General features: G+C 70.3%; 26 protein-coding genes. 12 read left to right on the top strand and 14 right to left on the bottom strand.

Annotated features, from left to right (window positions below):
- Window positions 1–28 precede the first annotated feature (28 nt).
- Genes NXI30_25790 through NXI30_25780 form a run of 3 tightly spaced genes read right to left on the bottom strand, consistent with a single transcriptional unit; the run spans window position 29 to window position 2,039 of the window.
- Window positions 29–889 carry a cell envelope integrity protein TolA gene (locus NXI30_25790; GenBank protein ID MCR9097645.1) on the bottom strand — a complete coding sequence of 287 codons (861 nt, stop codon included), beginning with the start codon at window positions 887–889 and terminating at the stop codon, window positions 29–31.
- A gap of 22 nt (window positions 890–911) precedes the next feature.
- Window positions 912–1,325 carry a biopolymer transporter ExbD gene (locus NXI30_25785; GenBank protein MCR9097644.1) on the bottom strand — a complete coding sequence of 138 codons (414 nt, stop codon included), beginning with the start codon at window positions 1,323–1,325 and terminating at the stop codon, window positions 912–914.
- Between the two features lie 9 nt (window positions 1,326–1,334).
- On the bottom strand, window positions 1,335–2,039 hold the full coding sequence (locus NXI30_25780) for a MotA/TolQ/ExbB proton channel family protein (GenBank protein ID MCR9097643.1): 705 nt from the start codon (window positions 2,037–2,039) through the stop codon (window positions 1,335–1,337).
- A 174-nt stretch (window positions 2,040–2,213) separates the two neighbouring features.
- Between NXI30_25780 and NXI30_25775 the strand changes: the two genes are divergently transcribed.
- From NXI30_25775 to NXI30_25755, 5 genes are all read left to right on the top strand, one after another.
- On the top strand, window positions 2,214–3,737 hold the full coding sequence (locus tag NXI30_25775) for a leucyl aminopeptidase (protein ID MCR9097642.1): 1,524 nt from the start codon (window positions 2,214–2,216) through the stop codon (window positions 3,735–3,737).
- A gap of 403 nt (window positions 3,738–4,140) precedes the next feature.
- The gene (locus tag NXI30_25770; GenBank protein ID MCR9097641.1) at window positions 4,141–4,518 is read left to right on the top strand and encodes a cytochrome c; all 378 of its coding nucleotides are present in this window, start codon (window positions 4,141–4,143) and stop codon (window positions 4,516–4,518) included.
- 227 nt (window positions 4,519–4,745) lie between these two features.
- Window positions 4,746–5,147 carry a cytochrome c gene (locus NXI30_25765; GenBank protein ID MCR9097640.1) on the top strand — a complete coding sequence of 134 codons (402 nt, stop codon included), beginning with the start codon at window positions 4,746–4,748 and terminating at the stop codon, window positions 5,145–5,147.
- Between the two features lie 78 nt (window positions 5,148–5,225).
- Window positions 5,226–6,365: an RNA polymerase factor sigma-32 gene (locus NXI30_25760; protein MCR9097639.1), complete on the top strand. Its 1,140-nt coding sequence runs from the start codon at window positions 5,226–5,228 to the stop codon at window positions 6,363–6,365.
- Entirely contained in the window at window positions 6,362–6,874 is a 513-nt protein-coding gene (locus NXI30_25755) for a DUF192 domain-containing protein (GenBank protein ID MCR9097638.1), read from the top strand. The genes NXI30_25760 and NXI30_25755 overlap by 4 nt, the downstream gene beginning before the upstream one ends.
- 6 nt (window positions 6,875–6,880) lie before the next feature.
- Here the strand turns inward: NXI30_25755 and NXI30_25750 are convergent, their stop codons facing one another.
- The 3 genes from NXI30_25750 to NXI30_25740 all read right to left on the bottom strand — a co-directional run bounded on the left by NXI30_25750 (window position 6,881) and on the right by NXI30_25740 (window position 9,568).
- Window positions 6,881–8,236 carry a peptidase MA family metallohydrolase gene (locus NXI30_25750; GenBank protein ID MCR9097637.1) on the bottom strand — a complete coding sequence of 452 codons (1,356 nt, stop codon included), beginning with the start codon at window positions 8,234–8,236 and terminating at the stop codon, window positions 6,881–6,883.
- 70 nt (window positions 8,237–8,306) lie between these two features.
- On the bottom strand, window positions 8,307–8,846 hold the full coding sequence (locus tag NXI30_25745; GenBank protein ID MCR9097636.1) for a molybdenum cofactor biosynthesis protein MoaB: 540 nt from the start codon (window positions 8,844–8,846) through the stop codon (window positions 8,307–8,309).
- A 53-nt stretch (window positions 8,847–8,899) separates the two neighbouring features.
- The gene (locus tag NXI30_25740; protein ID MCR9097635.1) at window positions 8,900–9,568 is read right to left on the bottom strand and encodes a molybdenum cofactor biosynthesis protein MoaE; all 669 of its coding nucleotides are present in this window, start codon (window positions 9,566–9,568) and stop codon (window positions 8,900–8,902) included.
- Window positions 9,569–9,957: 389 nt separating this feature from the next.
- Here NXI30_25740 and NXI30_25735 point away from each other — a divergent pair, with 389 nt between their 5' ends.
- Window positions 9,958–11,364 (top strand): hypothetical protein, encoded by a 1,407-nt coding sequence (locus tag NXI30_25735; GenBank protein MCR9097634.1) that lies wholly within the window; start codon window positions 9,958–9,960, stop codon window positions 11,362–11,364.
- 138 nt (window positions 11,365–11,502) lie between these two features.
- Entirely contained in the window at window positions 11,503–11,763 is a 261-nt protein-coding gene (locus tag NXI30_25730) for a NifU family protein (GenBank protein MCR9097633.1), read from the top strand.
- A 169-nt stretch (window positions 11,764–11,932) separates the two neighbouring features.
- Here NXI30_25730 and NXI30_25725 read toward each other — a convergent pair whose 3' ends face one another.
- Entirely contained in the window at window positions 11,933–12,415 is a 483-nt protein-coding gene (locus NXI30_25725) for a polymer-forming cytoskeletal protein (GenBank protein MCR9097632.1), read from the bottom strand.
- A gap of 161 nt (window positions 12,416–12,576) precedes the next feature.
- Between NXI30_25725 and NXI30_25720 the strand changes: the two genes are divergently transcribed.
- The 3 genes from NXI30_25720 (at window position 12,577) to NXI30_25710 (ending at window position 15,253) form a co-directional block, all read left to right on the top strand.
- Complete coding sequence (locus NXI30_25720; protein MCR9097631.1) at window positions 12,577–13,494, top strand: hypothetical protein; 918 nt, start codon at window positions 12,577–12,579, stop codon at window positions 13,492–13,494.
- A gap of 95 nt (window positions 13,495–13,589) precedes the next feature.
- Window positions 13,590–14,384 carry a TatD family hydrolase gene (locus NXI30_25715; protein MCR9097630.1) on the top strand — a complete coding sequence of 265 codons (795 nt, stop codon included), beginning with the start codon at window positions 13,590–13,592 and terminating at the stop codon, window positions 14,382–14,384.
- A gap of 47 nt (window positions 14,385–14,431) precedes the next feature.
- Window positions 14,432–15,253, top strand: coding sequence for an inositol monophosphatase (locus NXI30_25710; GenBank protein MCR9097629.1), 822 nt, complete (start codon window positions 14,432–14,434; stop codon window positions 15,251–15,253).
- Window positions 15,254–15,259: 6 nt separating this feature from the next.
- On the opposite strand, the gene NXI30_25705 is transcribed toward NXI30_25710, so the two are convergent.
- Genes NXI30_25705 through NXI30_25685 form a run of 5 tightly spaced genes read right to left on the bottom strand, consistent with a single transcriptional unit; the run spans window position 15,260 to window position 20,728 of the window.
- Window positions 15,260–16,732 carry a DUF4340 domain-containing protein gene (locus NXI30_25705; protein ID MCR9097628.1) on the bottom strand — a complete coding sequence of 491 codons (1,473 nt, stop codon included), beginning with the start codon at window positions 16,730–16,732 and terminating at the stop codon, window positions 15,260–15,262.
- Window positions 16,729–18,360 (bottom strand): Gldg family protein, encoded by a 1,632-nt coding sequence (locus NXI30_25700; protein ID MCR9097627.1) that lies wholly within the window; start codon window positions 18,358–18,360, stop codon window positions 16,729–16,731. Before NXI30_25700 ends, NXI30_25705 begins: the two co-directional genes overlap by 4 nt.
- Window positions 18,361–19,158 (bottom strand): ABC transporter permease, encoded by a 798-nt coding sequence (locus NXI30_25695; protein ID MCR9097626.1) that lies wholly within the window; start codon window positions 19,156–19,158, stop codon window positions 18,361–18,363. It lies immediately after the preceding gene.
- Between the two features lies 1 nt (window position 19,159).
- Window positions 19,160–19,984 (bottom strand): ABC transporter ATP-binding protein, encoded by an 825-nt coding sequence (locus NXI30_25690; GenBank protein ID MCR9097625.1) that lies wholly within the window; start codon window positions 19,982–19,984, stop codon window positions 19,160–19,162.
- A gap of 42 nt (window positions 19,985–20,026) precedes the next feature.
- Complete coding sequence (locus tag NXI30_25685) at window positions 20,027–20,728, bottom strand: TetR/AcrR family transcriptional regulator (GenBank protein ID MCR9097624.1); 702 nt, start codon at window positions 20,726–20,728, stop codon at window positions 20,027–20,029.
- 321 nt (window positions 20,729–21,049) lie between these two features.
- Here NXI30_25685 and NXI30_25680 point away from each other — a divergent pair, with 321 nt between their 5' ends.
- A complete protein-coding gene (locus NXI30_25680; GenBank protein ID MCR9097623.1) occupies window positions 21,050–22,174 on the top strand; it encodes a glycosyltransferase family 4 protein in 1,125 nt (374 codons plus the stop codon).
- A complete protein-coding gene (locus tag NXI30_25675) occupies window positions 22,171–23,700 on the top strand; it encodes a hypothetical protein (protein MCR9097622.1) in 1,530 nt (509 codons plus the stop codon). Before NXI30_25680 ends, NXI30_25675 begins: the two co-directional genes overlap by 4 nt.
- A gap of 28 nt (window positions 23,701–23,728) precedes the next feature.
- On the opposite strand, the gene NXI30_25670 is transcribed toward NXI30_25675, so the two are convergent.
- Both NXI30_25670 and NXI30_25665 read right to left on the bottom strand, forming a co-directional pair.
- Window positions 23,729–24,037: a hypothetical protein gene (locus tag NXI30_25670; GenBank protein ID MCR9097621.1), complete on the bottom strand. Its 309-nt coding sequence runs from the start codon at window positions 24,035–24,037 to the stop codon at window positions 23,729–23,731.
- Window positions 24,038–24,155: 118 nt separating this feature from the next.
- Window positions 24,156–25,379, bottom strand: a complete 1,224-nt coding sequence (locus tag NXI30_25665) for a hypothetical protein (GenBank protein MCR9097620.1) — start codon at window positions 25,377–25,379, stop codon at window positions 24,156–24,158.
- Window positions 25,380–25,454: the final 75 nt, after the last annotated feature.

Raw genomic sequence — 25,454 nt, 5'->3', positions numbered from 1 at the left:
CAGACCTCACGTTCGAGGCACGCCACGCCTAACGCGCGACGGCTTCGGGGCGTAGAGAGAGGATCCGCGGCTCGGGCGTGAGCGGCGGCGGAAAAGGACCCGCGATCAGGACGGCAGAGAGGGCGCTGCGATCGAAGTCGACGTCACCGGAAGTCGAGAGGAGGTCGGGCTTGCCGATGAGCTCCCCGCCCGGCCCGACCCGGATCCTGAAGCGGACGACGAGCCCGCGGTTGCGGTAGCGAGCGAGGTCGACGAAGCGATCGGAGACCCGGGAAATCACCTCGCGGTCCCAGGCGAGCTGCTCGGGGGAGACCTTGATTCCAGGCCCCGCGGTTCCCGTCGAGCCCTCGTCCTCCGCGGGCGCGTCGTCCTCGCGACGGAGCATCGCCGTCGCCTCGTCCGGCCCTTCCTCGGCCAGCAGGTCCTCGAGCGAGACCTGCTCCGCGGGCTCACCGCGGCGACGTCTCGCGGGCCTCTCCTGCGGCTTGGGTTCGGGCGTGGCCTTCGAGAGCTCGGGCTCGGGCTTCGCCTTGCGGATCTTCCCGGGCGTCTCCTCCGGCAGGACCTGGACCGGCGCCTTGGCGACGGGCGGCGGCGGCGGCGCGGCCGGGGCCGGGGCCGGGGCCGGGGCCGGGGTCGCCGCAGGCGGCGGCTTCGGCTGTGCTGGCGCCGGCGCGGGGGAGCGCGCAGGCGCCGGACGGGACGGGAGCGCGGCGACCAGATCGACCGCGACGTACTTCGGGACGTCCACCACCGGCGCCGGCGGGGCGGCCGCGAAGACGGCGAACATCAGGCCGTGGATCGCCAGGGAGACGCACATCGCCGTGCGCAGTCGACGGCGATGATCGAGCAGATGCTCGTCGTGCCAGGCCGCGAAGTCCGCCGTCAACGCTCGACCCCGATCGCGCGGATCAACGCTCTTCCTCGGTCACGATCCCGAGCCGGGTCGCGCCGGCGCGACGTGCCGCGGCCATCGCCTCGACGACGATCCCATAGGGTGCCGCTTCGTCCGCGCGCAGGAAGACCTCTTTCGAGCCTCGCGCGTCGAAGACGGCCTCGAGCTTCGTCTGAAGCTCGTCGATCGGGATGATCTTGCGCGCGAGGGAGTACTCGCCCTCTTTCGTCACCGTCAACACGAGCGGCGCGTTGGGCATCCGGATCGGCTGGGTCGACGTCTCGGGCAGGTTCACGTCCATGCCCTGGAGCATGAGCGGCGCCGTGACCATGAAGATGATCAGCAACACGAGCACGACGTCGACGAAGGGCGTGACGTTGATCTCGCCGTTTCCCCTCCGCCCGCCGGATCTGGACAGCTGAACCCCCATCGGTCCGCCTCAGTCCTGTCCCGCGACCGGCGCGGCGGCGCGCGGCGTCGTCGACTGGACGACCCGCCCGACGTCTTCCTCGAACTGGTTCGTGAAGCGCTCGAGCATCGCGAGCAGGCCGTCGATCCGACCGCCGAAGGCGTTGTAGGCGATCGTTGCCGGGATCGCGGCGAGCAGGCCGACCGCGGTCGCGACGAGCGCCTCGGCGATCCCGGGGCCGACCACCGCGAGGGAGGCCTGACCGGCAACGCCGATCGACTGGAACGCGGCGATGATGCCGACGACGGTCCCGAAGAGGCCGATGAACGGCGTGGCGCTGCCCGTCGTCGCCAGGAAGGGCATGCCGCGCTCGAGTCGACGCACCTGGGCCGTCGCGTTCCACGCGATCGAACGCTCGAGCTGCGTGACCAGCTTGTCCCGGGAACGATCGCCGGCGTTTCGCTCGCGCGCGTCCTGGAGTTCGCTGCCCGTCGTCAGGAACACGACCGCCAGCGGACTCCGGTCGAGGTGTCGCGCGGCATCGAAGGCCTCGGCGAAGCCCTCCTTCCGATAGACCTCCAGAAACGCCTCGCTATCCTGATCCGCGGCGCGAAGCTCCCACCACTTCACGGCGATGATCGTGAGCGAGGTCAGGGAGAAGACGAACAGAACGAGCAGGACGAGCTTGACGATCAGACCGGCCTGAAGAATCAGGTCGATCAGGTCGAAACTCATGGCGAGACCCCCCTAATTGCCGTGAGTTGCGCTGAGTGGCCCTGGAATTCGCTCCGAACGCTTCGCGTTCGGAGCCGCCTCCAGCGGCTACCGTTCTGGATGGCCCGCAGACAGGTCCGAAGGACACCGAGCCGAGCACCACGGTGCCGCGAAAATTAGGGGAGAAGCGAACCCATGACCATGCGAATCCAGATCGACGCCGGCAGCGCGGGCGAGGTCAAGGCCGACACGGTGGTGATCCCGATCACGCGCCGGGGCGAACCGCCGACCACCCTGCCCCAGGGCCTGTCGGCGTTGGATCGACGCATGGGCGGGCGCCTCTCGGATGCGATCGCGAGCGGCGACTACAAAGCGGGCCTCGGTGATCGGCTCGCGATCTACGGACCGAAGGGTGGCGATCTCGTTCGCGTGATCTTCCTCGGGCTCGGCGACGGCGACGGGATCGACGACGCCCGGCTCCGCGAGCTCGGAGGTCGCGTGGGCCGCGAGGCCATTCGCGAAGGACATGGACGCGTGGCGTTCGTGCTTCCCCCCGGCGCAGGACTCGCGCCGGAGGGCGCAGTTCCCCTGATCGCCGAGGGCGCCCTTCTGGGGGGCTACACCTTCAACCGCTACAAGAACGGCGGTCGGAAGAAGAAGGCCGAGACGAAGCGACTGCGGATCGTGACCGTGAGAAAGGTGAAGAGCCTCGCCGGACTCCGGGCGGCGACGAAGCGCGCCGTCCAGATCGCCGAATGCCAGCTCGAAGCAAGAGACCTCTCGAACGAGCCCCCGAACGCGCTCTACCCCGAGACCCTGGCCCGCGAAGCGCGCAAGATGGCCCGCGCGGTCGGCCTCAAGTGCTCGGTCATGAACGTCGCCGAGATGGAGAAGCGCGGGATGGGCGCGATCCTCGCGGTCGGTCAGGGCAGCCTCCGTCCGCCGCGCATGATCGTGCTCGAGCACGGCGCGACGGCGGCCCGGAAGCGCAAGGGCACGATCGCGATGATCGGCAAGGGCATCACGTTCGATTCCGGCGGGCTCTCGCTCAAGACCGCCGCCGGCATGCTCGAGATGAAGCACGACATGTCCGGGGCCGCCTCCGTATTCGGCGCGATGAAGGCGATCGCCCTCCTGGACCTCCCGATCCACGTCGTCGGGATCCTCGCCGCCGCCGAGAACATGCCGAGCCATCTCGCCTATCGCCCCAGCGACATCATCGAGTCGGCCTCGGGCCAGACGATCGAGATCGTGAACACCGACGCGGAAGGCCGCCTCGTGATGGCGGACGCGCTCGATCTCGCGGTGAAGCGCTACGAGCCCGATGCGATGATCGACATCGCCACCCTGACCGGCGCCGCGATGATGGCCTTCGGGCCGCACGCGACCGCGGGTCTCGGCAACGACGACGACGTGCTCGCGGAGCTGCAGGCAGCGGGCGACGTGGTCGGCGAGACGGTGTGGCCGATGCCGCTGCTCGACGCGCACACGAAGGCGATGCGCTCGAAGGTCGCGGACTGGAAGAACTCGGGGGGCCCGACCGGAGGCGTCTCCACCGCCGGGGCGTTCCTTCAGGGCTTCGTCGGCGACACGCCCTGGGTCCATCTCGACATCGCGGGCTCCGGCATGACGAACACGCAGACGCCGCTCCACATCGGGGGCGGAACGGGCGTGGGCGTACGCATGCTGACCGAGTGGGTGCGCGGCCGGGCGGAGTAGGTTCCGCGTTTCGGAAGGAACGCGGCGTCCTGCCACAGACACCCGGAGACGACTGGGAGATTCTCCCGATCATGCGAGGGCACCGCCTCGCCGACCGATGTGTCGAACCCGTTCGACGCCGCATTGGGAGGACGAGCGCGCAGGGTGCGCGCGCCGAACGGGCGGAATCGAACGCAACCTTCCGTTGCACCCCTAGACGCTGACCACTTCGGGACCGATCCTCTGCCGCACGACGTCCCGGGCGAAGCATGCCCTCGGCCACCCCCGCCTCCCCCGCTGCCGAGCGCTCGTCCGACGGACACTGCCCCACACGATTTCAACACCGATCGACGAGATCGGTCCGACCCGGATCCGACCGGCGCTTCGGCGCCCAGGACCGGGATCGATCCAACAGGAGAAACCCATGACTCGAATCCTCTCGACCGCGATCCTGCTCGCTGCCCTCGTCCTTCCCGGCGTTTCGTTCGCCGGCGACGCCGCCGCGGGCAAGGCGAACTTCGGCGTTTGCGTTTCCTGCCACGGTGAGGGCGGCAAGGGCGACGGCCCGACCGGCAAGGCGCTCGCTGCCGCCGGACAGCCGGCCCCGCGCGACTTCACGATCGGCGAGTTCAAGTTCGATACGAACAAGGATGGTGAGGTCGGGACCGACGCGGACCTCGCGGACGTCATCAAGAACGGCGCCGCGCCCTACGGCGGCAACCCGCTGATGGCCCCGAACCCGACCCTCTCGGACGACGACGTCGCGAACCTGATCGCGTTCATCCGCTCCCTCAAGGAGTAGAGCGCGAACAGGGGCGTGCTCCGCGATGGAGCCGCCTCGCGAGCCTCGAATTCGAAGCGCGCGGTGTGCCCTGCTCGGGTCGCCGCGCGTTTCGCTATTTTGGGGACCGAGGACGAGGGGAGCCGCTCCCGACGCGGAACCGGTCGCCCCTCCACGAACCCTCAGTGCGGAACGCGAAGAAAGCCGATCGACCCGATCGATCGCGAAGGGAAGCCCTGGTGAAGCCGATGTCGAACCGTCTGACCGGACTGCTCACGCTCGCCACCGTGGTCTCCGTCGCGATGCTGCTCGCAGGCAGTGCGCCGGCGGCGAGCGCCGCACGCGGGAAACGCGTCTACGAGAAGGCGGACTGCGCGAAGTGCCACGGCCCGAAGGGTCGGGGCGACGGCCCCGTCGGGCTGACCCTCGAGCAGATCGGCAAGTCGCCCGGCGACTGGAGCGACCCGAGCACGTTCAAGCTCGACACCGACAAGGACGGCAAGACTGGAACCGACCGCGATCTGCGGAACGTGATCGTGCGCGGCGCCCTCGTGTTCGGAGGCTCCCAGATGATGGGGCCGACCAAGGGTCTGAGCGACGACGACCTCGCGGATCTCGTGGCGTTCATCCGGTCCCTGGCCGCACGCTAGGGCCGCGCGCCCCGACCTGCCCGCTTCCGCCCGTCCGGGCGGCCTCCGCCCTCTGCTAAGGTGGACGGCAACCAAGTCATGTCCCCTCGCCCCGTCGAACCCGAAATCGAGCCCGCCGACCCCGAAGAGGCGGAGACGTCCGACGTGAGTCCGGACGCGGTGATCGAGGCCGAAGCGATCGAGATCGAGGCCCTCGCGCGGGAGCAGGCCGACGACGACGCGGACACGATCGTGGTCTCCGCCGTTTCGGTCGACGCAGAGGACGGTGATACCGACACCTCCGACTCCTCCGATCCCTCGGACGGCCCGACGCCGAGCCTGCCGATCCCGGCGGATCCGAAGGCGCCCGGGGTCTCCCAGGCCAGCGCCCTCACCGCCTACATGTCCCAGCTGCGGCACCACGCGCCGATCTCGCGCGAGGAGGAGCACGCGCTCGCGGTCAAGTGGGTCGAGGACGGCGACGTCGACGCCGCCAAGCAGCTCGTCCTCGCGAATCTCCGCCTCGTCGTGAAGATCTCGATGGAGTACCGGCGGGCCTGGACGAACACCCTCGACCTGATCCAGGAGGGCAACGTCGGGCTGATGGAGGCGGTCCAGCGCTTCGACCCCTACCAGGGCGTCAAGCTCTCGTCCTACGCGGTCTACTGGATTCGCGCCTATATCCTGAAGTACATCCTCGACAACATGCGGAGCGTCCGGCTCGGGACGACACGTGCCTCGCGCAAGCTCTTCTTCCGCCTGAACAAGGAGAAGCGCGAGCTCGAACGGCAGGGCTACGAGGTCGAGCCGCGCCTGCTCGCGGAGCGGCTCGACGTCTCCGAGGACGACGTGATCGACATGGAGGCGCGGCTCTCGCGTCCCGACGTATCCTTCGACGCGCCGGTCCGCAGCGACGAGAGCGACGGCATGACCTTCGGCGACCGCATGGCCGCGCCGGGCGTCAGCAGCGAGGCCACCGTCGGAGCGAACGAGCTCCGCAGAGTCTTCCTCGACACGATCGCCGAGTTCGCCGAGGGGCTCGAGGACCGCGACCGTCAGATCCTCGACGAGCGCATCCTCGCCGAGGAGCCCCGCACGCTCGCCGACCTCGGCGAGGAGTTCGCCGTCTCCCGGGAGCGCGTGCGCCAGCTCGAGGCGAAGCTCGTGAAGCGGCTGCGTGCCTACATGGAAGAGAACCTGGTCGACTTCGAGTACTACGCGCCGGGGGGCGGCTCGTGAGCCCCGCTCGTCGCCGCGGGACCGTCGCCCTCCCCCCTCTCCGGCATCGCTTCGTCGTCGTCTTCGCGATCCTCGCGGCCTTCTTCCTTGCGGGGTGCCCCGCGAGCCTCGAAGGCATCACGGCGGACGAGCCCGAGGCCTGGGTCCGGATCGGGACGAGCGAGGTCGCGGTCGAGGTCGCCGACACGCCCGAGAAGCAGCAACGCGGCCTCGGCTATCGCGATTCCCTCGCGTGGGACACCGGCATGTATTTCCCGTACCCGCGTGCAGTGATGCCGTCGTTCTGGATGAAGGGCATGCGCTTCTCGATCGACATCGTCTGGATCCGCGACGGCCGGATCGTGGACGTGCACGACAGCGTCCCCTTCGAGCCCGGCGGCAACGGCCCGACCGTCCGGCCGAGTGAGGCCGCCGATGCGGTCCTCGAGGTCCCGGCGGGATACAGCCGGGCAAGCGGCTGGCGGGTCGGGGATCGCGTGCGCTTCGAGCGCACCGCGACGTCGAGCTAGACGCGATCAGGGATTCGCGGGCACGTCCGCCGGCAGGGTCCACTCCGGGAACTCGCGGCGGATCTCCGCTCGCACGGCCGCGTCGATGCCCGCGGTGTCGACGCCCATCACCTCGTGGAGCGCCTGGTCGACGGAGAACCCGTCGCCGATCCGCTCCAGCAGACGCCGACGCTGCTCGACGCTCGTGTTGTCGTGGATGTAGCCCACGGTCACGACCGACTGCAGGTAGGCGTTCCGCGCCCCGTCGTCGTCGAGCCCGGCGAAGCTGTCGGCGATCGAAGCGAGCGGAATCCAGGCCCCCATCTCGACGTTCGCGCGCAGCGCCGCGCGCTCGCTGCGCGTCGAGACGGCCCGTCCACGGGACGCACGCTCGATCTGCTCGGCGAGTCCCTCGTTCAGCCAGTAGGGGCGATCGCCACCGGTCACGTCACGGAAGACCGCGTGGGTGTATTCGTGGAAGAGGACACCGCGCAGCGACTCGGTCGGATGCGCCGGCGACGCGACGTGGATCCGACCGTCGAAGAAGCCGATCGTCTGGAACGAGAAGCGATGGGCGTGGGCGCGCACGTAGGCGGCGCGGCCGTAGAGCACGACCCCGAGCGGCTCGAGGGGCTCGACGCCGATCGAGCGCGAGACGTCCGCCCGGGCCTCGCGGAGATAGCCCATGACCTCGGCCGCGTAGTCTCGGGAGACGTCGCCGAGTCGCGCATCGAGCTGCAGGCGGAAATGGTCGCCGCGGATCGTCTCGAGCTCGAGGGGCCCGTCGAGGGCCTCGGGATCCGCGAGCCGCCGCTCGTCCTCGATCGCCGCCAGGCGTTGCCGCGCGCGGACGCGCCACGACTCGAGCTTCGGACCCGCCGTATCGAGGAAGCGGCGCAGATGGTGCTCGGCGGTCGAGAAGCGTCCGCGCGCGCGGGCGAGTCCCGAGAGATACCAGTGGGCCTCCGGCCGTTCCGGCGCCAGCCGGACGACACCGCGAAGCGTCGAGTCCGCGCGTGCGACTTCGCCCCGACGCAGGTCTTCGACGGCGCCGCGCAGCAAGCGTGCGACGCGATCGTCGCCGAAGCTCGACTCGCGCCCGCCCTCGATCGGCGGCCCGACGAGACCGTCGTTCCAGACCGAGCGCAGGGTCTCGATCGCGGTGTCGCTCTCGACGGAGGTCGCGGCGTCGGGGGCCCGCTCGGGGTCGTCGCTGAAATGGGTGACGCCCTGATCGTCGACCCAGACGCGAATCTCGGCGCGGGACGGGTCAGCCGCCAGGACGGCGGTCGAAGCGACGCCGAGCGCCAGGACGAGAAACGCAGCGCGCGGATTGCGCGCGCGTTGCCGCAGGCGCGGCGAGGGGCGGACGAAGCGAAACATGCCGATCTCATCGGCCCCCACACGGGAGGGCTTGATCACCGTCGTCCCGCGCGAATGCGCTGGCCCGCCCTCAGCGCGTCTTGACGGCTTCCCCAGCCAGATGTCCGAGCTCCGGCACGATCAGCTTCTCCATCGCGAGCCGCACCGCCCCCCGAGAGCCCGGAATCACGAACACGACCTTCCCACCCTTCAAGCCGGCGAGGGCGCGAGAGAGAATCGCCGCCGAGCCGATGTCCTCGTAGGAGAGCATCCGGAAGAGCTCTCCGAATCCCGGAACGATCCGCTCCAGATGCGGCTCGATCGTGTCCGGCGTGACATCGCGGGGGGCGACGCCGGTCCCGCCGGTGAAGATCACGGCGCGACAGGCCTCGTCCGCGAGCGCCGCCTCGAGGGCGGCGGCGATGGCGTCCGGCTCGTCCTTCACGATCTGCCGCCCGGCGACCGGTTGCCCCGCCTCGCCGAGCAGGGTCTCGACGAGCGCGCCGCCGGTGTCGGTATCGAGGGTGCGCGTATCGCTGACGGTCACGATCGCAGTCGGGACCTTCTCCGGCGCGGCGGTGCGATGGTGGTGCTCGTGGTGGGAGGGCTTGTGGCCCGATTCCTCGCTCAAGACGGACTCCCGGAAGTGATGTTAGGCGCCCTCGCCAGGGGGCGGGGTCTCGCCTAGGCGTGATCGTCGACCCAGTAGGCACCGTCCGTCGCGACCTCGCGCTTCCAGATCGGGACCGTGACCTTGAGCGTGTCGATCGCGAATCGGCACGCATCGAACGCCTCGCCGCGGTGGGCCGAGGCCGCGACGACCACGACCGCCGCATCACCGATCTCGAGCCTGCCGACCCGATGCGCGATGGCCACCCGCGTACCCGGCCACTTCTCCGCCGCCTCGTCGACGATCTTCTCCATCTCGCGTTCGGCCATGGCCGGGTAGGCCTCGTACTCGAGATGCTCGATCGAGTGACCACGGGCGTGATCGCGGACGCGCCCCACGAACGAGACGACACCGCCCGCGTCCGGTCCCTCGACCCGGGCGGCGACTTCGGCCTCGTCGAGGGCGGTCTCGGAGATCGTGCAGCGCCGGGCGCTGCCATCGCCCCCGGCCACCGGCGGCAGGAACGCGACCTCGTCGCCGTCCTCGAGGGCGTCCGAGAGGTCCGCGACCTCCATGTTGATGCTGGCGGCGAGGCGCTCGCCCAGCTTCTCGACGAGCTCACTCCGCTCGGCGAGCCAGCTCCGGAGGTCCGCCAGGGTCGAGCCGTCGGGCAGGTCGACCTCGAGCCGGGATTCCCCGATGGATTCGCGCAGGGAGCCGAAGAGGAGGAGGTGGATCTTCATGGAGCGGCGGAGCCTACCCCGGGGCTCCGCCCCCCTCAAATCGAGGAACGCCCCAGCCCGAGATGGGTGTTTTCCATCCCGATGTCGAGAAATTGACGATGCGCCCAGTTGTTGTGATCAACGTCACATCGACAACCCCGGCGCTCTCCGAAACTCACTGAAACAGAGATCGGCCCGGCGGAACCAACACCCCCCGGGTCAGATCCCAGAATCCACTCGGATCGGATTCCAGATCCATCAGCGTATCTGAATCATCGGATCCATCCGAATTGGCCGGCCTGAATGGGGGGACCGTGCACGTTCGTCGCTCACACTCCGCGCGCTCCGAGGCGCTCGATCACACGTCCGCTGCCGCCGCACGCAGCCGACGGAGTGTGTGTGCCCGGCTCGTGCGATTCGGGGTCCTGGCGGTCGCGCTGAGCGTCCTCGCGGGCTGCGGCGCGACCGGCGGAGGCGGCGGCGGGGGCGGCACGACCGCACCCACCGACGCAGTCGTGGCCGTCGATCCCGTCTTCCTGGCGCCCGGGCAGACCGTCGCGACGCTCGCGTGGGCGCCTTCGGAAGGCCCGGTCGACAACTATCTGGTCTTCGAGTCGCGCAACGGCTCGGCCTACTCCTTCTCCACGATCGCCATGACGCCGAGCGCGGACATCGTCGGCAGCCCCGGCGACCAGGTCCGGGTCACGGTCGTCGCGATCAGCCCGAACGGCGAGATGAGCGACAACTCGCCGCCCTCGCCCCCGATGATCTTCCAGGCTTCGGCCGAGGCCGTCGTCGCGCAGGCCGCGCCGCAGGGCGTCGCGGCACCGGCGCCGATGCTGCCCGAGGAAGCGCCCGTCGCCGACGAAGCGCCGATCGCCTCGAGCGAGGGTCCGAACGACCCGGCGGCGGACGTCGACGACACGATCTCGACCGAGGCCTCGGACGAAGAGGACGCGGACGCGCTGACCCGACTCGCCCATTCGCTTCGCGCGCTGCTCCTCGGCGGCGATGCCCGCCTGCCCGAGGCCGGTCTCTCGACCGAGGCCCGGGACTGGCTGCAGGCCCACGTCGACCACGAGATCGCTGCGGGCGTCTCGCTCGCGGGTACGGGCCGTGCCGACGCGGACGATCTCCGCGAGCTCGTCTGGCAGGACCCGGCTGGCCAGCTCTTCGTGTCCGATGGCGAGGACTTCCTCGATGCGACCGACCTGCCCGCGACGCTCGCCGAAGGTCTGCGACTGAACGCGACCGAGCGCTTCGTCGGGCTTGCGGACTTCGACGGCGACGGCTTCGGCGACTGGCTCGTGGAAGATACGGCGACCGGCGACGTCTGGATCGTGAGCGGCGCGAACGACGAGACCCAACCGCCGGCCCGCGCGCATGCCGACATGCGACTCGCCGGCCACGGTGACTTCGACGGCGACGGCGTCGCCGAACTCCTCTGGGTCGACGGCGATCGTGGCCTGACGCTCTCGAGCGCGAGCCTCGCCGCACCGAGCCTCGCGGCCGACAGCGGACAGCCTGCCGGAACGACGCTCCTCGCGATCGCGGATCTCGACGGCAACGGACGCGACGACCTCCTGACCCGCGCGGCGAACGGGACCCTCGTCATCGGCTTCGCCGAAGGCGGCGCGGCCGACGCGCCCATCTCGATCGACTGGCAGGAGGGCGCAGTCCTCCCGGACGCGGCCCTCGACCTCGTCGCGACGGTCGACGTCGACGAAGACGGCGCGGCCGAGATCGCCTGGCTCAGCGAAGGCGACCTCGAGATCTGGACCGCCGACGGCGGCCTCCAGCAGCGGGTGACGTTCTAGGCGCCCGCCTGCCAGCGCTCCGCTCGGCTCGCATCCGAGGCGCCTCTGGATCCGGGACGGGACACGCGTCGTGCCGCTCTCCCGCCGCGTCGATCGTCGGGGCTCCAGCCGGGTCCTCGGGGCGCCGATGGGAGCTTCATGAGCGCTGCCTGGGATACTCCGCCGCCGGCGAGGGAGGCCGTCGAGGCCTGGCTCGATCGGGTTCGTCCGGCGATCGTGGCCGACGGCGGGAACGTCGAGCTCCTCTCCGTCGAGCGCGACGGGACCGTGCGCATCGCACTCCAGGGGGCCTGCATCGAGTGCCCTGCCCGACTCGCGACGCTCAGGGTCGGGATCGAGGAGCCGCTCAAGAAGGCGTTCAGCGGCGTCCAGACCGTGGTCGCCGTCGACGCGTACTGACCGTCGACGCCAGGCGCTCCGCGCCGGTCAGGCGGCACACGACGCCGCCGGTCAGGTGGCACACGGCGCCCCTGAAAGAGAGTGGCCCCGCCCCCCGCGTGCTGTACGCGAAAGACGGGGCCGGCCCCCCTTGCTCACTGCGCGCGTCCTCTGGACGCGACTGAATTCGCTAGTTCGACGATCCGTCGCCGTTCTTGGCGCCGTCGTTCGTCGCGGCGGGCGGCGGGCTCTTGCTCGCGCTCCCGGCCGCCTTGCCCATCTTCACGTTGCCGTTCAGCTGGGCGCCCTCTTCCATGATCACGATCGGGCTCTCGAGGTCGCCGTTCACGACCGCCGACTTGTGCAGGAAGATCTGCTCGCTGGCGATGATGTTTCCTTCGACGAGGCCGCTGATCACGACGCAGACCGAGTGGATCGTCGCGTGGATCTGACCCGACTCACCGACGATCAGCGTGTTGTCGCTGGAGATCTCGCCGCTGAAGGTGCCGTCGATGCGGACCGTGTCCTTGAAGGACAGCTTGCCCTCGAACTCGGAGCCCTGGTCGATGAAGGCGGTCAGGTTGCCCAGGCCTCCGGCCGCCGGCGCCGAGCTGGTGCTCGTGCTGGTCGTCGTCGTGCCTTCCTTGCCTTTCCCGAATCCGCTGATTGCCATCGCTGGGGTGCCTCCGTAAATCGCCTGACACCCGCGTTATCGACGCAGGCAAGCGGCATCTTGAGTGCAATCCCGCGAAAAAATCGCGGGGCGCCCTGCGGTTGCGGGGGGCTCTGCACGGCCGTGACGCGCATGAGAGGGGCCCGCTAGACTGAGGCGCGATGGAAGGCATGGCCCACGGGGAGAATGATCCGGCGGAAATCCTCCGTCGTTCGGTGGAGAACGGCCGAGTCCACTCGTCCTATCTCTTGACCGGGACCGGCACGCTTCCCGGAGTCCTGGCCCAGGCGTTCGCCCGAGCCCTCGTCTGCCTGGACCCGATCGACGGCCGCCCCTGCGAGCAGTGCAGCGCCTGCCAGCGCTCCCGTCAGGACGACGAGACGGAGCCGATCGTCCTCGACGGCAAGGGCAAGCGCGGTCCCACCCACCGCCACCTCGGCGACCATCCCGATCTGCTCTACGTGGAGCGGGGCCCCGACGACACCCGGATCACGATCGGCCAGATCCGCGACATTCAGAACGCGCTCCGCCTCGGCGCGAACGAGGGCGGGCGCCGAGTGGCGATCATCGACGGCGCCGAGTGGCTGAATCCGCAGGCCCAGAACGCCCTCCTCCGCCTGACCGAGGAGCCGCCGGAGAACACGAGCGTCCTCCTCGTCGCCAGTCGCGCCTCCGCGATCATCGCGACGATCCGGTCGCGCAGCGTGCGGATCCGCTTCCCGACCGACGAGAACCGCGTCCTGCGCGGCCCCGACGCCGAAGAAGACGTATTCGAGATCGTGTCCATGCTCGACGGTCTGCGCGGCCGGAGCATCGGCGAGGTCCTCGATTTCGCGGAGGGCTACCGCGGCGCCCGGGCCGTGGCCGCGGAGGGCGTCACCGAGCTGATCGACGTGTCCGCCGAGTGGCTTCGCCAGGACGTGAAGGCCCGCGTCGAGCGGGGCGAGACGCCCGGCGTGCGGGCCCTCGATGCCTACCGGAGCGTCCAGCAGCTCCGGCGCGACCTGATCCAGCGCAACGCGAATCCTCAGATGGTGGCCGAACGACTCCTGCTCGGCCTGCGCGACGCAACCGGCTGATCATTCGCCTGCGGGCGCTCGGCCGATCCATCGCCCGCGGGCGCTCGGCGAGTGTCCTCCGACCCCGTAACGCCCCCGCGAGAGGAATCCGAACGATGTGGCTCGACAGCCATTGCCACGTGACTGCGAACCGCTTCGACGAAGACCGCGCGGAGGTGCTCGCGCGCACGTTCGCGGGGGGCGTGGACGAGATCGTCTCGATCGGCTCGGGCTACGGCATCGCCGGCAATGCCGAGGCGATCGCCCTCGCCGAGACCGACGACCGGATCTGGGCCACGGTCGGCGTCCATCCCCACGAGGCCGCGGAGCTCGACGACGAGAACCGCGCGGCGATTCGTGCCTGGCTCGACCACCCCCGCGTCGTCGCTCTCGGAGAATGCGGCCTCGACTACCACTACATGAACTCGCCGCGGGAGATCCAACGGGCGGTCTTCGCCGAGCAGGTCGCGCTCGCGAAGGAGCTGGGGGTGCCGGTCTCGATCCACGTGCGCGGGGACGAGCCGAACGCCTACGAGGAGCTCCTCGAGATCTGGATCGCCGAGGGTCAGGACGCGCTCGAAGGCGTCCTCCACTGCTATTCGGGAAACCTCGACTTCGCGCAGCGGGCGATGGACCACGGCTTCTACGTCTCGTTCTCCGGGATCGTGACGTTCAAGAACAGCCATGACCTGCGCGCCACCGCCGCGGGTGTTCCCCTCGAACGCCTGATGGTCGAGACGGACGCGCCCTTCCTGGCGCCCCAGGGCCATCGCGGTCGAAGGAACGAGCCCGCCTGGGTCGCCGTCGTCGGCGAGACCCTCGCCCGCGTGCACGAGGTCCCCGTCGAGACCGTGGCCGCGCACACCACGAACAACGCGCGCCGCTTCTACCGCCTCCCGGACGCCGACTGAGCCAGACCGGCACACCGCACTCACCGCCCCATCGAACGGAGCTCCGTATGCCGCTCGCCGCGTCCGACGACGCCCTCGCCCCGATCCTCGCCATCGCCCGCGATCTCGCCGAACGCGCGGGGGCGATCCAGCGTGACCGCTACGAGACGGGCCTCACGATCGACACGAAGAGCGCATCGATCGACCTCGTGACCGAAGTCGATCGCGCCTGCGAGCAGCTGATCGTCTCGGGGATCGAAGGCGCCCGACCCGACGACGCGATCCTCGCCGAGGAGGGCCACGGCGAAGACCGCGACGCCCCCTTCCGCTGGATCATCGACCCCCTCGACGGCACCACGAACTTCGCCCACGGCTTTCCGCGCTTCTGCGTCTCGATCGGGATCGAACGCCGAACCGCGGACGGTGAGTACGAGCGAGCGGTCGGCATCGTCTACGATCCGCTGCTCGACGAGCGCTTCGAGGCGGCGAAGGGCGATGGGGCCTGGCTGCGGGATCGCCGGCTCACGGTTTCCCGGGAGGAGGAATGGGGGCGCGCCCTCGTCGCCACAGGCTTCGCCTACGACGTCCACCGGAGCGACGACGACAATCTCGAGAGCTTCCGCAACGTCGTGAAGAGCGCCCGGGGCATCCGCCGCGACGGGAGCGCCGCCCTCGACCTCTGCTACGTCGCGGCCGGTCGGGTGGACGCGTACTGGGAGCTCAAGCTCCATCCGTGGGACGTCGCGGCCGGCTACCTGATCCTCGAAGAAGCCGGCGGGCGCGTCACGGACTTCGTCGGCGGACCGCCGGACCGGAGCGGACGGGAGGTCGCGAGCTCGAACGGGCGGATCCACGAAGCCCTGCTCGAACGGATCGTCCGGCCGGGCTGAGACCGGTCAGGGCCCCGGCACCCCTTCGAGCGGATCGATCTCGGGCGGCGGCTCCTCCGCCTCACTCCCGAGGGTCTCGAACGCGAAGCGGTAGTGGTCCGCCGAGTACGGGAGACCCTCGGCCAGCTCGGGCTCGAGCACGAAGACCGTGCCGAGGTCCGCGCGCTGGACGACGAGCCCGCGTGTCCCGTCGAAGCGACCGAAACGCAGGTCCGCGAGCACCTCGAGCGGTTCCGCGCGATCGGCCGCGCCTTCGATCCGGAGCCGCGCGCGCGGCGGCGCGAGGCCGAGCCCTTCGAGTTCGGCTTCGCCCACCTCGTCCGCCAGGATCGACGTCGCCTCGAGACTCGAGAGCTCGCGGATCAGACGCGTCATGCGGTCCGGATCGAGGGGGCTGTCGCCGCTCGCCCACCCGGTTTCCCGGAGCTCGGCCACGACGTCGAGCGTCTCCGAGCGATCCGCGGCGGCCTCCATGAAATGCAGCTCGACGCGACGGGCCGACGCCAGATCGAAGTCGGCGAGGCGCTTGAAGCGGTACGCATCCGCCTCCGACGCGAACTCACCCAATCGCTCCTCGGCGACCAGGAAGAAGGTTCCGTCGGTGGACTCGAAGAGGCGCCCCTCCGCGGTCGAGCCCGCGATCCGCGCCCGGCGATCGCTGGCTTCACCGGCCAGTCGCCAGGAGAGGCGGAGGGCCGTCTGCGCCCGGAGCGCTGGATCGATCGCGGCGGGGTCGTCGACGAAGTCCCGCGCGCGCAGGTGGGTCAGGTTCGAGACGAGCTCGCGGACGGCCTCCTCGTCGGCCTTCGCCTCGAAAGGAGCGACCAGCTGCCACGCGCCCGAGGCATCGCGCGCGAGCACGACCTCGCGTCCGTCGCTGCCCGGCGCGACCCCGACCCGCTCGACGTCGTCGCTCGCGAAGGTGAACACGTCGCGATCGCGCAGGTCCGCGAGGTTCCGCTCGAAGGCATTGACCCGGAAGCTCTCGACATAGGCGACCGCGTCGTCGGCGAGGCGCGCCACGTAGCGGTGCCCCCCGACCGGCGTCGTCCGTCCGACGCGAAGCCCTCGTGTCTCGCCCGCGATCTCGAAGCGCACGAGTCGCCGCGCCGAGCCCGGCGCCGACGGATCGATCCCCAGATCGAAGTCGACGGGATCCCGGTCTCCGGACACGTCGCCTTCCTTCGGCAGGTTCGTGAGCGCGTTCGTGATCGCATCGAGGGCGGTCGCGTCGGCGCGCGCCAGGACCGGCGCGACCAGCCACCAGCGCCCCTCCCGGCGCTCGAAGCGAGCCTCGACCCCGTCGAGGGTCGTCATCTCGATCGCGTCGACGTCTCCAGGGGCGAGACCGCTCCAGACCTTGTTCGCTTCGTCCGCGACGGCCCGGCGCTCCGCCTCCCCCTCGATCTCGTGGAACCAGACGAAGAGGCCGAGCGCGAGGGCGACGACCGCGAGGATTCCGGTCGTTCGCGGACTCACGCCGCGCCTCCGGCCTTGCGCCGGAACCACCAGGCCAGCACCCCGACGACGGCGATCGCCTCCGGCAGGACGAAGAGCGAAAGGAACTGGATCCGCCGGAACTCGTCCTGGGACATCTGGAAGCTCGAAGCCCGCGAAACGTTGGGGCGCACGGTGATCGCGGCCGCTTCGCCCGCCAGCCAGTTGATCGCGTTGAGAAAGAGGTCCTTGTTCCGGAGCGTGTCGATGTATTGGTTCGACGCGAAGTCCGAGTCGCCGAGGACGACGACGCGGCCGGAGGTCGGCGGCGCCGAACCGCCGTGTGGATCGTGGGCGCCCGCCGCCCCGCCGCCGGGCGTCCCGGCGACCGCGATCGCCACGGGCCCGAGCACGTCGAGCTCGTCGTACTCGACCCGTCCCGTCTCCCGCGATGCGTCGAGACTGCGTTCCGCCCAGGACGCCTCGCCGGTCCGAATCAACACGTCGAGCCCGGAAGCGTCCTCGGCGAGCGCGAGGCTCCGAACCATCGGGAAGAGCGTGGGCTCGGCGAAGGGCTCGGTGATCGGGTGCGCCGGGGCGTAGTCGTCGGTGATCGGACTGGTCGCCTGACCGAAGAGCGCGGCCTGGCGGTCGATGATCGCGTCGTCGCCGAACTCGACCCCCCAGCCTGCCGTGAGCTCGTAGAGGTTCGTCTGGGCCCGGGGATCGATCGCCACGAAGAGGCCACCGCCTCGAGCGACGTAGGCGTCGAGGGCTTCGATCTCGTGAGGCAGGTAGGGACGCGTCGGCCCGGCGATCACGACGGCGGACGCATCGTCCGGAACGGTTTCGAGGGACGTGAGCAGCAGCGACTCGACCGCATAGGTCTCGTTCGTGAGCGCGGCCGCCGCCCGGCCGTAGCTCTCGGCGGCCGCGGCGAAGGCTCCCCCTTCGGCCTCCCCCGCGATCGGCCGCTCGTTGTGGCCGACCAGGAAGTAGACCTTCTTGCCCGTGCTCTTCACGAGCTTGACCAGCGCGTTCGTCACGTCGGGCTCGAAATTCGCGGCGCTGAACTCGGAGAGACTCGTGTGCGCCCCGGAGGCGAGGGCGATGTGGATCACGCCGCGGGAGAGCGCCTCGGTGTCGAGACCGAGCTCCTCGACCAGGAGCGGATCGTCGTTCGGATCGACGTAGCGGATCGAGACCCGCTCCGATGCGAAGGCATAACGATCGAGGAGCGCCGCCGCGTCCGGCGATTGCAGCTCGCTGAAGAAGCCCGTCATCGTGACGTCCTCCTCGAGCGACGCCAGGAGCTCCGTCGTCTGAGCCGACAGCGTGTGCACGCCGGCCTCGCTCACGTCGAAGCGGTGGTGGTAGCGACTCGACAGAAAGCCCAGGAAGCCCAGGATCACGATCCCGAGCGCGGTCCCGACGACCGCCGACGTGCCGTACTTGCCCGCGCGACGCCCGCCGCCCGATCGGAGGCGCTCCCGGAGCGAGTCGAGGCTCATGAACACCGCCGCGCCGAGAAGCACGATCCCCAGGACGAGGTTCGCCGCGATCCAGAGCGGGTCGGTGAAGGGTTGGAGGAGGGCCAACAGCGCGGACAGGATCCCGAACGCGATGGCGACGACGCCGAGACCGGCGAGGAGTGCGGCCACGCCCGTCATCTAGCGCCACCTCGCGGATTCGATCACGGTCTTCGAGAGCAGCAGGAACACCGCGCTCGCGATCGCGAAGTAGGCGAGGTCCGCCGTGTCGACCAGCCCCCGCAGCATGCGGTCGACGTGGCTCCCGGTCGCGATCCACTGCACGACCTGCGAGATCGCCGAGTCGCGCCCCACCCCGCTCCCGGCCAGGGTGATGTCGACCAGGAAGGGCAGCATCAGCCCGAGCATCACGAGCAGCACGAGCGTCAGCACGAAGGCGATCAGCTGACTGCGCGTGACCGAGGACGCGAATACCCCGACGGCGACGTAGGTCATGCTGACGAGGAGCAGGCAGACGAGACCGGAAACCGTCTTCCCGAGCTCCGGCTCGCCGTACACGAAGAGCAGCGAGGGGAAGAACGCGATGATCGCCGCCATCACGAAGACGAAGCCCGAGCCGGCGAGGAACTTCCCGAGGACGATGTCCCAGATCGAGATCGGGCTCGTGAGCAGCAGCTCTTCGGTCCCGTTCGCCTTCTCGCTCGAGACGAGGCCCATCGTGACGGCCGGGAGCAGGAAGAGCAGGATCACCCACATCGAGCCGATGAAGGGTTCGATCAACTGATCGTTCAGGTTGGTCTCCTCGATCTGCTGGATCATCTGGAACTGCTGGAGCTGGATCATCCGCTCCTGGAAGCCGATCAGGCTCGCCAGGAAGAAGGTCCCGGCGATCACGCTCCAGAGCGTGAGCACCACGTAGGCGACCGGTGAGACGAAGAGCGCGCGGAGCTCGCGCCCCGCGATCGTGAAGGTATGCATGCTAGGCGGCCTCCCCGGTCTCTTCCGCCACGTCGCGCGTCAACACCCTCGTGAAGACCTCTTCCAGCGACCCGCCGTCGGCCGTCAGCTCGGCGATCGGCCGATCGAGGACCTTGCGACCGCGATCGATCAGGACCACGCGCTGACAGATCGCCTCGACCTCCGCCAGGATGTGCGTCGAGAGGAGCACCGTCTGCCCCCCGGTCGCGGCGAGATCCCGGATCAGCGCCCGGATCTCGCGGATCTGGATCGGGTCGAGCCCGACCGTCGGTTCGTCGAGGACGAGGACCGCGGGCTCGTGCACGATCGCCTGGGCGAGGCCCACGCGCTGGCGATAGCCCTTCGAGAGCTGGCGGATCTCCCGGTCGCGCACCTCGAGGAGGCCGCACCGCTCGAGGGCCTGCTCGACCCGCGCCGCGCGCTCGCCCCGCGGCACGTCCTTGATCTTCGCCACGAAGGTCACGTAGCTCGCCGGCGTCATCTCCGGATAGAGCGGCGGCGTCTCGGGCAGGTAGCCGATCGCGCGTCGCGCCGGCGTGGCCTCCCGGAAGATGTCGTGGCCCGCGATCACGACATCGCCGTCGGTCGCCGGCAGGAAGCCGGTCAACATCCGCATGGTCGTGGTCTTGCCTGCACCGTTCGGCCCGAGGAAGCCGACGACTTCACCGGGCGCCACCTCGAAGTCGAGACCGCGCACCGCCTCGAAGTCGCCATAGCGCTTCGCGAGTCCGGCGACGCGGATCGCCGGACTCGTACCGGCGCCGCCGTTCGCTGCACTCGCAGCCGTCGCGGCGTCCGCAGTCCCAGATCTGTTCGATGAAGACAATGGTTCCCCCCTCGTCCCGATCGTCCGTCACGATCCCGTCGTTCAGCTCGAACCCGCCGGCCTCGCCATGCCCCGCACGAAGAGCTCGACCACCGTGTGGGCGAGCTGGACGTAGTGGGTATGGTGGGCGCCCTCGGCCTCCGGCGTCGCCCCGTCGGAGGGCATGAGCGCGAGAAATCGGCTGGTCACGACCGTGTCGAGGCCGCCGACGAAGATGTAGCAGGCCACCTCGGGATCGAGGTCACGCCGCAGCTCTCCGCGCGCCTGGCCGTCCCGGAGGATGCCGGCGATCGCCTCGAAGAGCTCGGCGATCCCCTCCATCCGCTCGCGGTCGAGCATGCGCTGGCTGCGCCGGATCTCGAAGATCAGGATCTTCACCCACTCGGGGCGACTCCGATGGGCCGAGAGGATCACCTCGGCGATCGAGCGGAGCTTGTCCTCGACGGGGCCGTCGTCCCCGGCGATCGCACGGACGCTGGCGATGAACTCGCCCCAGCGCTCCATGAAGATCGTGTCGAGGATCTCTTCCTTGTTCTTGAAGTAGTGGTAGACGAGGCCATAGGCGATCTCGGCGCGCTTCGCGATGTCCGAGATCCGCGTGTCGGGGTAACCCTTCTCGGCGAAGACCTGGATCGCCGTGTCCAGGATCAGCTTCCGCTTCTCGGCGCTCGTCCCGCGCCTCTCGCCGCTCGAGCGCTTCCCCCTGGCCTGTTTCCGCCGCGCGCTCCCGGCACGCCGGGGCATCCCCGGTTCGCCCACGGTGGGCGACGTCGCGTCGAGGGGTTCCGCGCTCGACGGACTTCCTTCTCTTCGAGGCATCGGGATGGGGGTTCCGCTTCTTCGGGTGGGTCGTTCCGGCACACGGCTGCGGCGCGCTTTCGCCCGGACCGCGGACGGTCCGTCGGTCGGCCCGAAATGTTCGCGAATGCCCGCTCCGCGCGCCACGGCATCCCCGTCCCAGGCAGGGACACCGCGGCCCTGCGCCGGTTCGCCCGGGCAGCGACGGACGTTCGCCGGCGTCGCGACGGACCGATACCTTCGCCGGTCCCCGCCGAGGAATCTGCCGTGCGCATCGCACTCGTGATCGAACGTTTCCTGCCCGGCGCCGGGGGAGTCGAGAACGTGGCCTGGCAGGTCGCGCACACACTCGCGCGGCACGGGGAAGACGTCACCGTCCTCGCCCGGGAGATCGATGCGCAGGCCGGTGTCGAGACCGAACGGATCCGGGCGCCGCGCGCCTGGCAGCCGATCCGGATCTCGACGTTCTCGCGCCAGGTCGCGCAGCGCCTCGCCCGCGGCGACTTCGATGTCGTCCACGGCTTCTCGCATACCCGCACCCAGGATCTCTTCCGCGCCGGCGGCGGCAGCCACCGCGACTGGCTGCGCCGGACCCACGCCGGTGCAGGACGCGTGCTCCGAACCCTCTCGCCTCGCTATCGGATCCGCTTCGCGATCGAGCGCGACGTCTTCGAGCGGAGTGACCAGCGGATCCAGTGCGCCTCGCGGCTGGTCGCGGACGTCCTCGAGCGCGAGCACCGGGTCGGCCCGGAGCGGATCCTGCTCCTTCCCAACGCCGTCGACGCGGCCGCCTTCGACCCCGAGGCCCAGGCCGCGCCCGCCCGCGCCCTCCGCGCGGCGTACGCGCCCGGCGACGCCCGGGTCTGGCTCCTGCCCGCATCGGGTTGGCATCGCAAGGGCCTCGACACCGCCCTCCGCGCCCTCGCCGCCCGGCCGAAGGAGGAGCACCTGTGGGTCGCAGGCAGCGACCGGCCGGACCGCTGGCGGGCGCGCGCCCGCGCGCTGGGCGTCGCCGGCCGCGCGCACTTCCTGGGACGACGCAGCGACATGCCCGCGGTCTATGCTGCGGCCGACGCCGTCGTCCTCCCGACCCGCTACGACCCCTTCGCGAACGCGACCCTCGAAGCCGCCGCCGCCGCCCGCCCGATCGTCACGACGACGTCGAACGGGGCGGGGGAATGGCTCGGGGACGCGCTCCTCGTGCTGGATCGGGCCGACGATGCCGAGGGTCTCGCCGCACACCTCGGCAAGCTCGTCGACGTGCACGAACGCGTGCGCCGCGGAAAGGCCATGCAGGCCCGCGCCGCGACCCTCGACTGGTCGTCGCACGTGCGCGCGTTGCGCGACGAGTATGCGTCGATCGTCGAACGACGAGCGCGGGCCGGACGATGAGCCGCGGCGAAACGATTCGCTGGATCGCCGGAGATCGCGCCGCCTTTCTCGAGATCAATCGATTGCGGTCGAGCGGCGCCGCGCCCGAACGGCTCCACACCGGGCCCCATCGCTGGGTCGAGGCCTGGCGCGACACCCAGCCCGGGGACGCCCCGATCGTGCTCAAGTGGTACGCCCCCCGCCGCCCGGCCCTGCGTCGCCTGCGCGACCGCCTCCTCGGTCGGACGGCCGACACCCGGGAATGGCGGACGCTCGTCGCGCTCGAAGCCGCCGGACTTCCGGTTCCGCCGCCGTTGGCCCTCGGACGCACGCCGTCGGGGGATCGGGTGGTCGCGATGCGCCCGGTGGGCGAGGCCCCGCTCCTCGATCGTCTGCGGCGGGCTTCGCCCGAAGAGGGCCGTGCGCTCCTCGCTTCGTTGGCCGCGACCGTCCGGCGGCTCCATGAAGCGGGCTTCGTCCACGGCGATCTCCACCTGGGCAACCTTCGGGCCACCGGCGACGCGGTCCACCTCCTCGATCTCGGGCGCGCGCGACGCACGACCTCCCCGCGCGCACGCGACGCCGACCGGGCGCGGCTCCTCTACTCCGTCGAGCGCGACGCGGGCGGGCCGCCAGCGAGGGAGGCCCTGCGTCTCGCCCTGGGCGGCGAGGACCGACTCGACGAGGCGCGACGTCGCTTTCTGGCGGACCACGCGCGGGGGCGTGCGCGACGGCACCACCGCCCCGGCGCGGACTGGCAGCGTCTATCCGCCGCGCCGGGCCGGGAAGGCCTCGCCACCGCGGATCTCGACGCAGGCGTACTGCGCGAAGCGCTGCTCGAGGCGCCGGTGCGCCGACGCGAGGCGCCGCGACGCGACGGCCGCGTCACGGTCGAAGAGATCGACGCGAAGGGGGCCTCCGATCCCTCGACCTGGATCCGGAAACGCGTCCTCGCCGGAAGCGGACGACGGGCCCTGGCGGATCGTCTGCGCGGCTCCCCCGCGCGCCGCGCCTTCCATCGCAGCGAGCGCGACCACCTGATCTCCGACCGTGCCGCGCGCACCCTCGCCTTCCTCGAGCGTCGCGCGCTCGGGCGCGTGCCCGAGAGCGTGCTGCTCCTCGAACAGGTGGGCGAGTTCGATCTCGACACCCACCGCCCCGCCTCGCCCGAGGAAGCGCGTCACCTTGCGCTCTCGCTGATGGACTGGCTCGCCGAGCAACACGCGATCGGTCTGGGGCATCGCGACGCCAAGGGCGGAAACATCCGCGTCGCCCGGGAAGGCCGGGAGACGCCCCGCTTCTGGTGGGTCGACCTCGAGGACCTCGTCGGTCCCGTACGCCTGCCGGAATCCGCACGCCTGCGCGCGCTGGTCCAGCTGAACGCCTCCCTCGCAGACGAGGCCTTCGACGCAGAGACGCGCCGCGGCGCCCTCGCGCGCTACCACGCGCGACTCCCCTTCGACCGTCCTCTCGACGAGATCGCGAGGGAGATCCATACGAAGAGTCTCGCCCGGCGCCACCGCTACCGCGGCGAGTGGGACGCCTGACTGCCGAGCGCCCCCAGGCGGGGGACACCTAGCCCCTGCTCACCGTGAGCCACTGGTAGTAGCTCGAGGAGCCCGGGACGCTGCCCCGCTGGCCGGGCTCGTAGGCGAGCCCCGAGACCGTCGGCGCCGACTGGGCGATCTCCTTGAACGCCTGGATCTTCTTCTCGGGATCCTCGGGGTTCAGACCGTGGAAGACGATCTCGACCTGCTCCTTGGTCGCGAGCACGTTCAGCACGAGGGTCGCGAGGGTGAAGAGCTTGCCGATTCCCTCGACCGCCTCGACGGCGAAACGGGGAATCTCGCATTCCTGGAGTTGGAAGCCGTATTCGAGGCGCATGGGACTCTCGCATCGGCGCGGGACGCGCCGGGTCGGGGTGAAGGGCGCGCAGAGTGACCTGCGGCCCGTGGAAAGTCAAGCGTGCGGGGTTCTCGCGCGCGACGCGGGGTCGCGTCGCTCAGTCGTCGAGGGGCTCGAGATCGCCGCCCGTGTCGTCGGCCTCGGCGGCCGCCTTGAGGAGCGAGATCTGGGCCTGAAGCGCGTCCAGACCGAGCACGCCCTTCTCGACCAGCAGCGTCGTGATCGCCTTGGCGACGATCCGCGTTCGCTCCGTCTCCTCGCTGGCCCGCGCCGCCATTTCGGTCGCCGCGGTCGTGCCAGCCGGCTCGGAGCCAAGGTCCTGCGAGAGACGTTCGAACTCCCCGCGTAGAACGGCCAGCGCGTCGCCGAGCTTCGAGACGTCTTCCTGCAGCCGCGCCACGTCGTTCCGGACCGGACCGGGGTCTTCCCGGTCGGACTGCTCGCCCGCGACCTCGTCGCGAATCCGGAGCACGTCCGACTGCACGTTCGTGACCGTGCTCTGGACCGTCTCGACGCGCCCCTGCACGCCCGTCACGTTCTCCCGCACGCCGGCGACCTCGTCGCTCACGCGGGTCACGTCGCTTCGCAGCGCCTCGAGGGCTTCGTCGATGCGCGCCAGGTCCGCGGTCGGGTCCTCGGGCATCGCCCACGTCTCCGTGGCGGCCGACGGGGCGGGCTCGACCGCGTCGTTCAGCTCGATCGGTGGAGTGAGAGCGGGCATCGGATAGCCGCTGGCGGCAGCCTTGACCTCGCGTTCGATGGAGGGCTCCGCGGGTGCGGTGCCCGGCTGCGGCGAGTCGTCGGTCACGACGCGCAGGCTGCCTGGATTCATCGGTTCGCCCGTCTTGAAGGGATCCTGCTGCGGCGCGCCGCCATTGCGTGCGTGGTAGTAGCGGTCGATCGCCTCGCCGAGCTCGGTGGGCCCGACCATCACGGGATGGATCTCCATGCCCGTGCGGAAAGCGAGATCGTCGAGGACGGCCAGATTGGAGGGATCTTCCATGCCGAGATAGAGCTGGCCGTTGCGGCCGCCGTCCTTCGTGAAGAGCGGGATCACGCCGTGCTCCGACGCCATCCGTCCGGGCACGAGCGCGATCACGTCCTCGGGGATGCGCTTGCCGGCGAGGCTCGCGACCGGCAGGTCGAGCTGCTTCGCGAGCGCACGAATCAGATGGCCCTCTTCGACCATCCCCATCTTGATCAGGGTCACGCCGAGCCGGCGCCCCCAGCGCTTCTGCTCGCCGAGCGCTGCGTCGAGCTGGAGTTCGTCGATGATGCCGGCGGAGACGAGGATCTCTCCGACCCTGGGTCGAGTCTGCATGGCCACAGCATCGACCGATCCTCCGAGCAACCTGAGACCCAAGTCCCCGGATCCGCAGGCGCCTGCCCCGAATCG

This window comes from bacterium (genome assembly GCA_024742285.1).
Taxonomy (GTDB): domain Bacteria; phylum Myxococcota_A; class UBA9160; order UBA9160; family UBA4427; genus UBA4427.
This window is presented reverse-complemented; position numbering and strand designations above follow the sequence as displayed.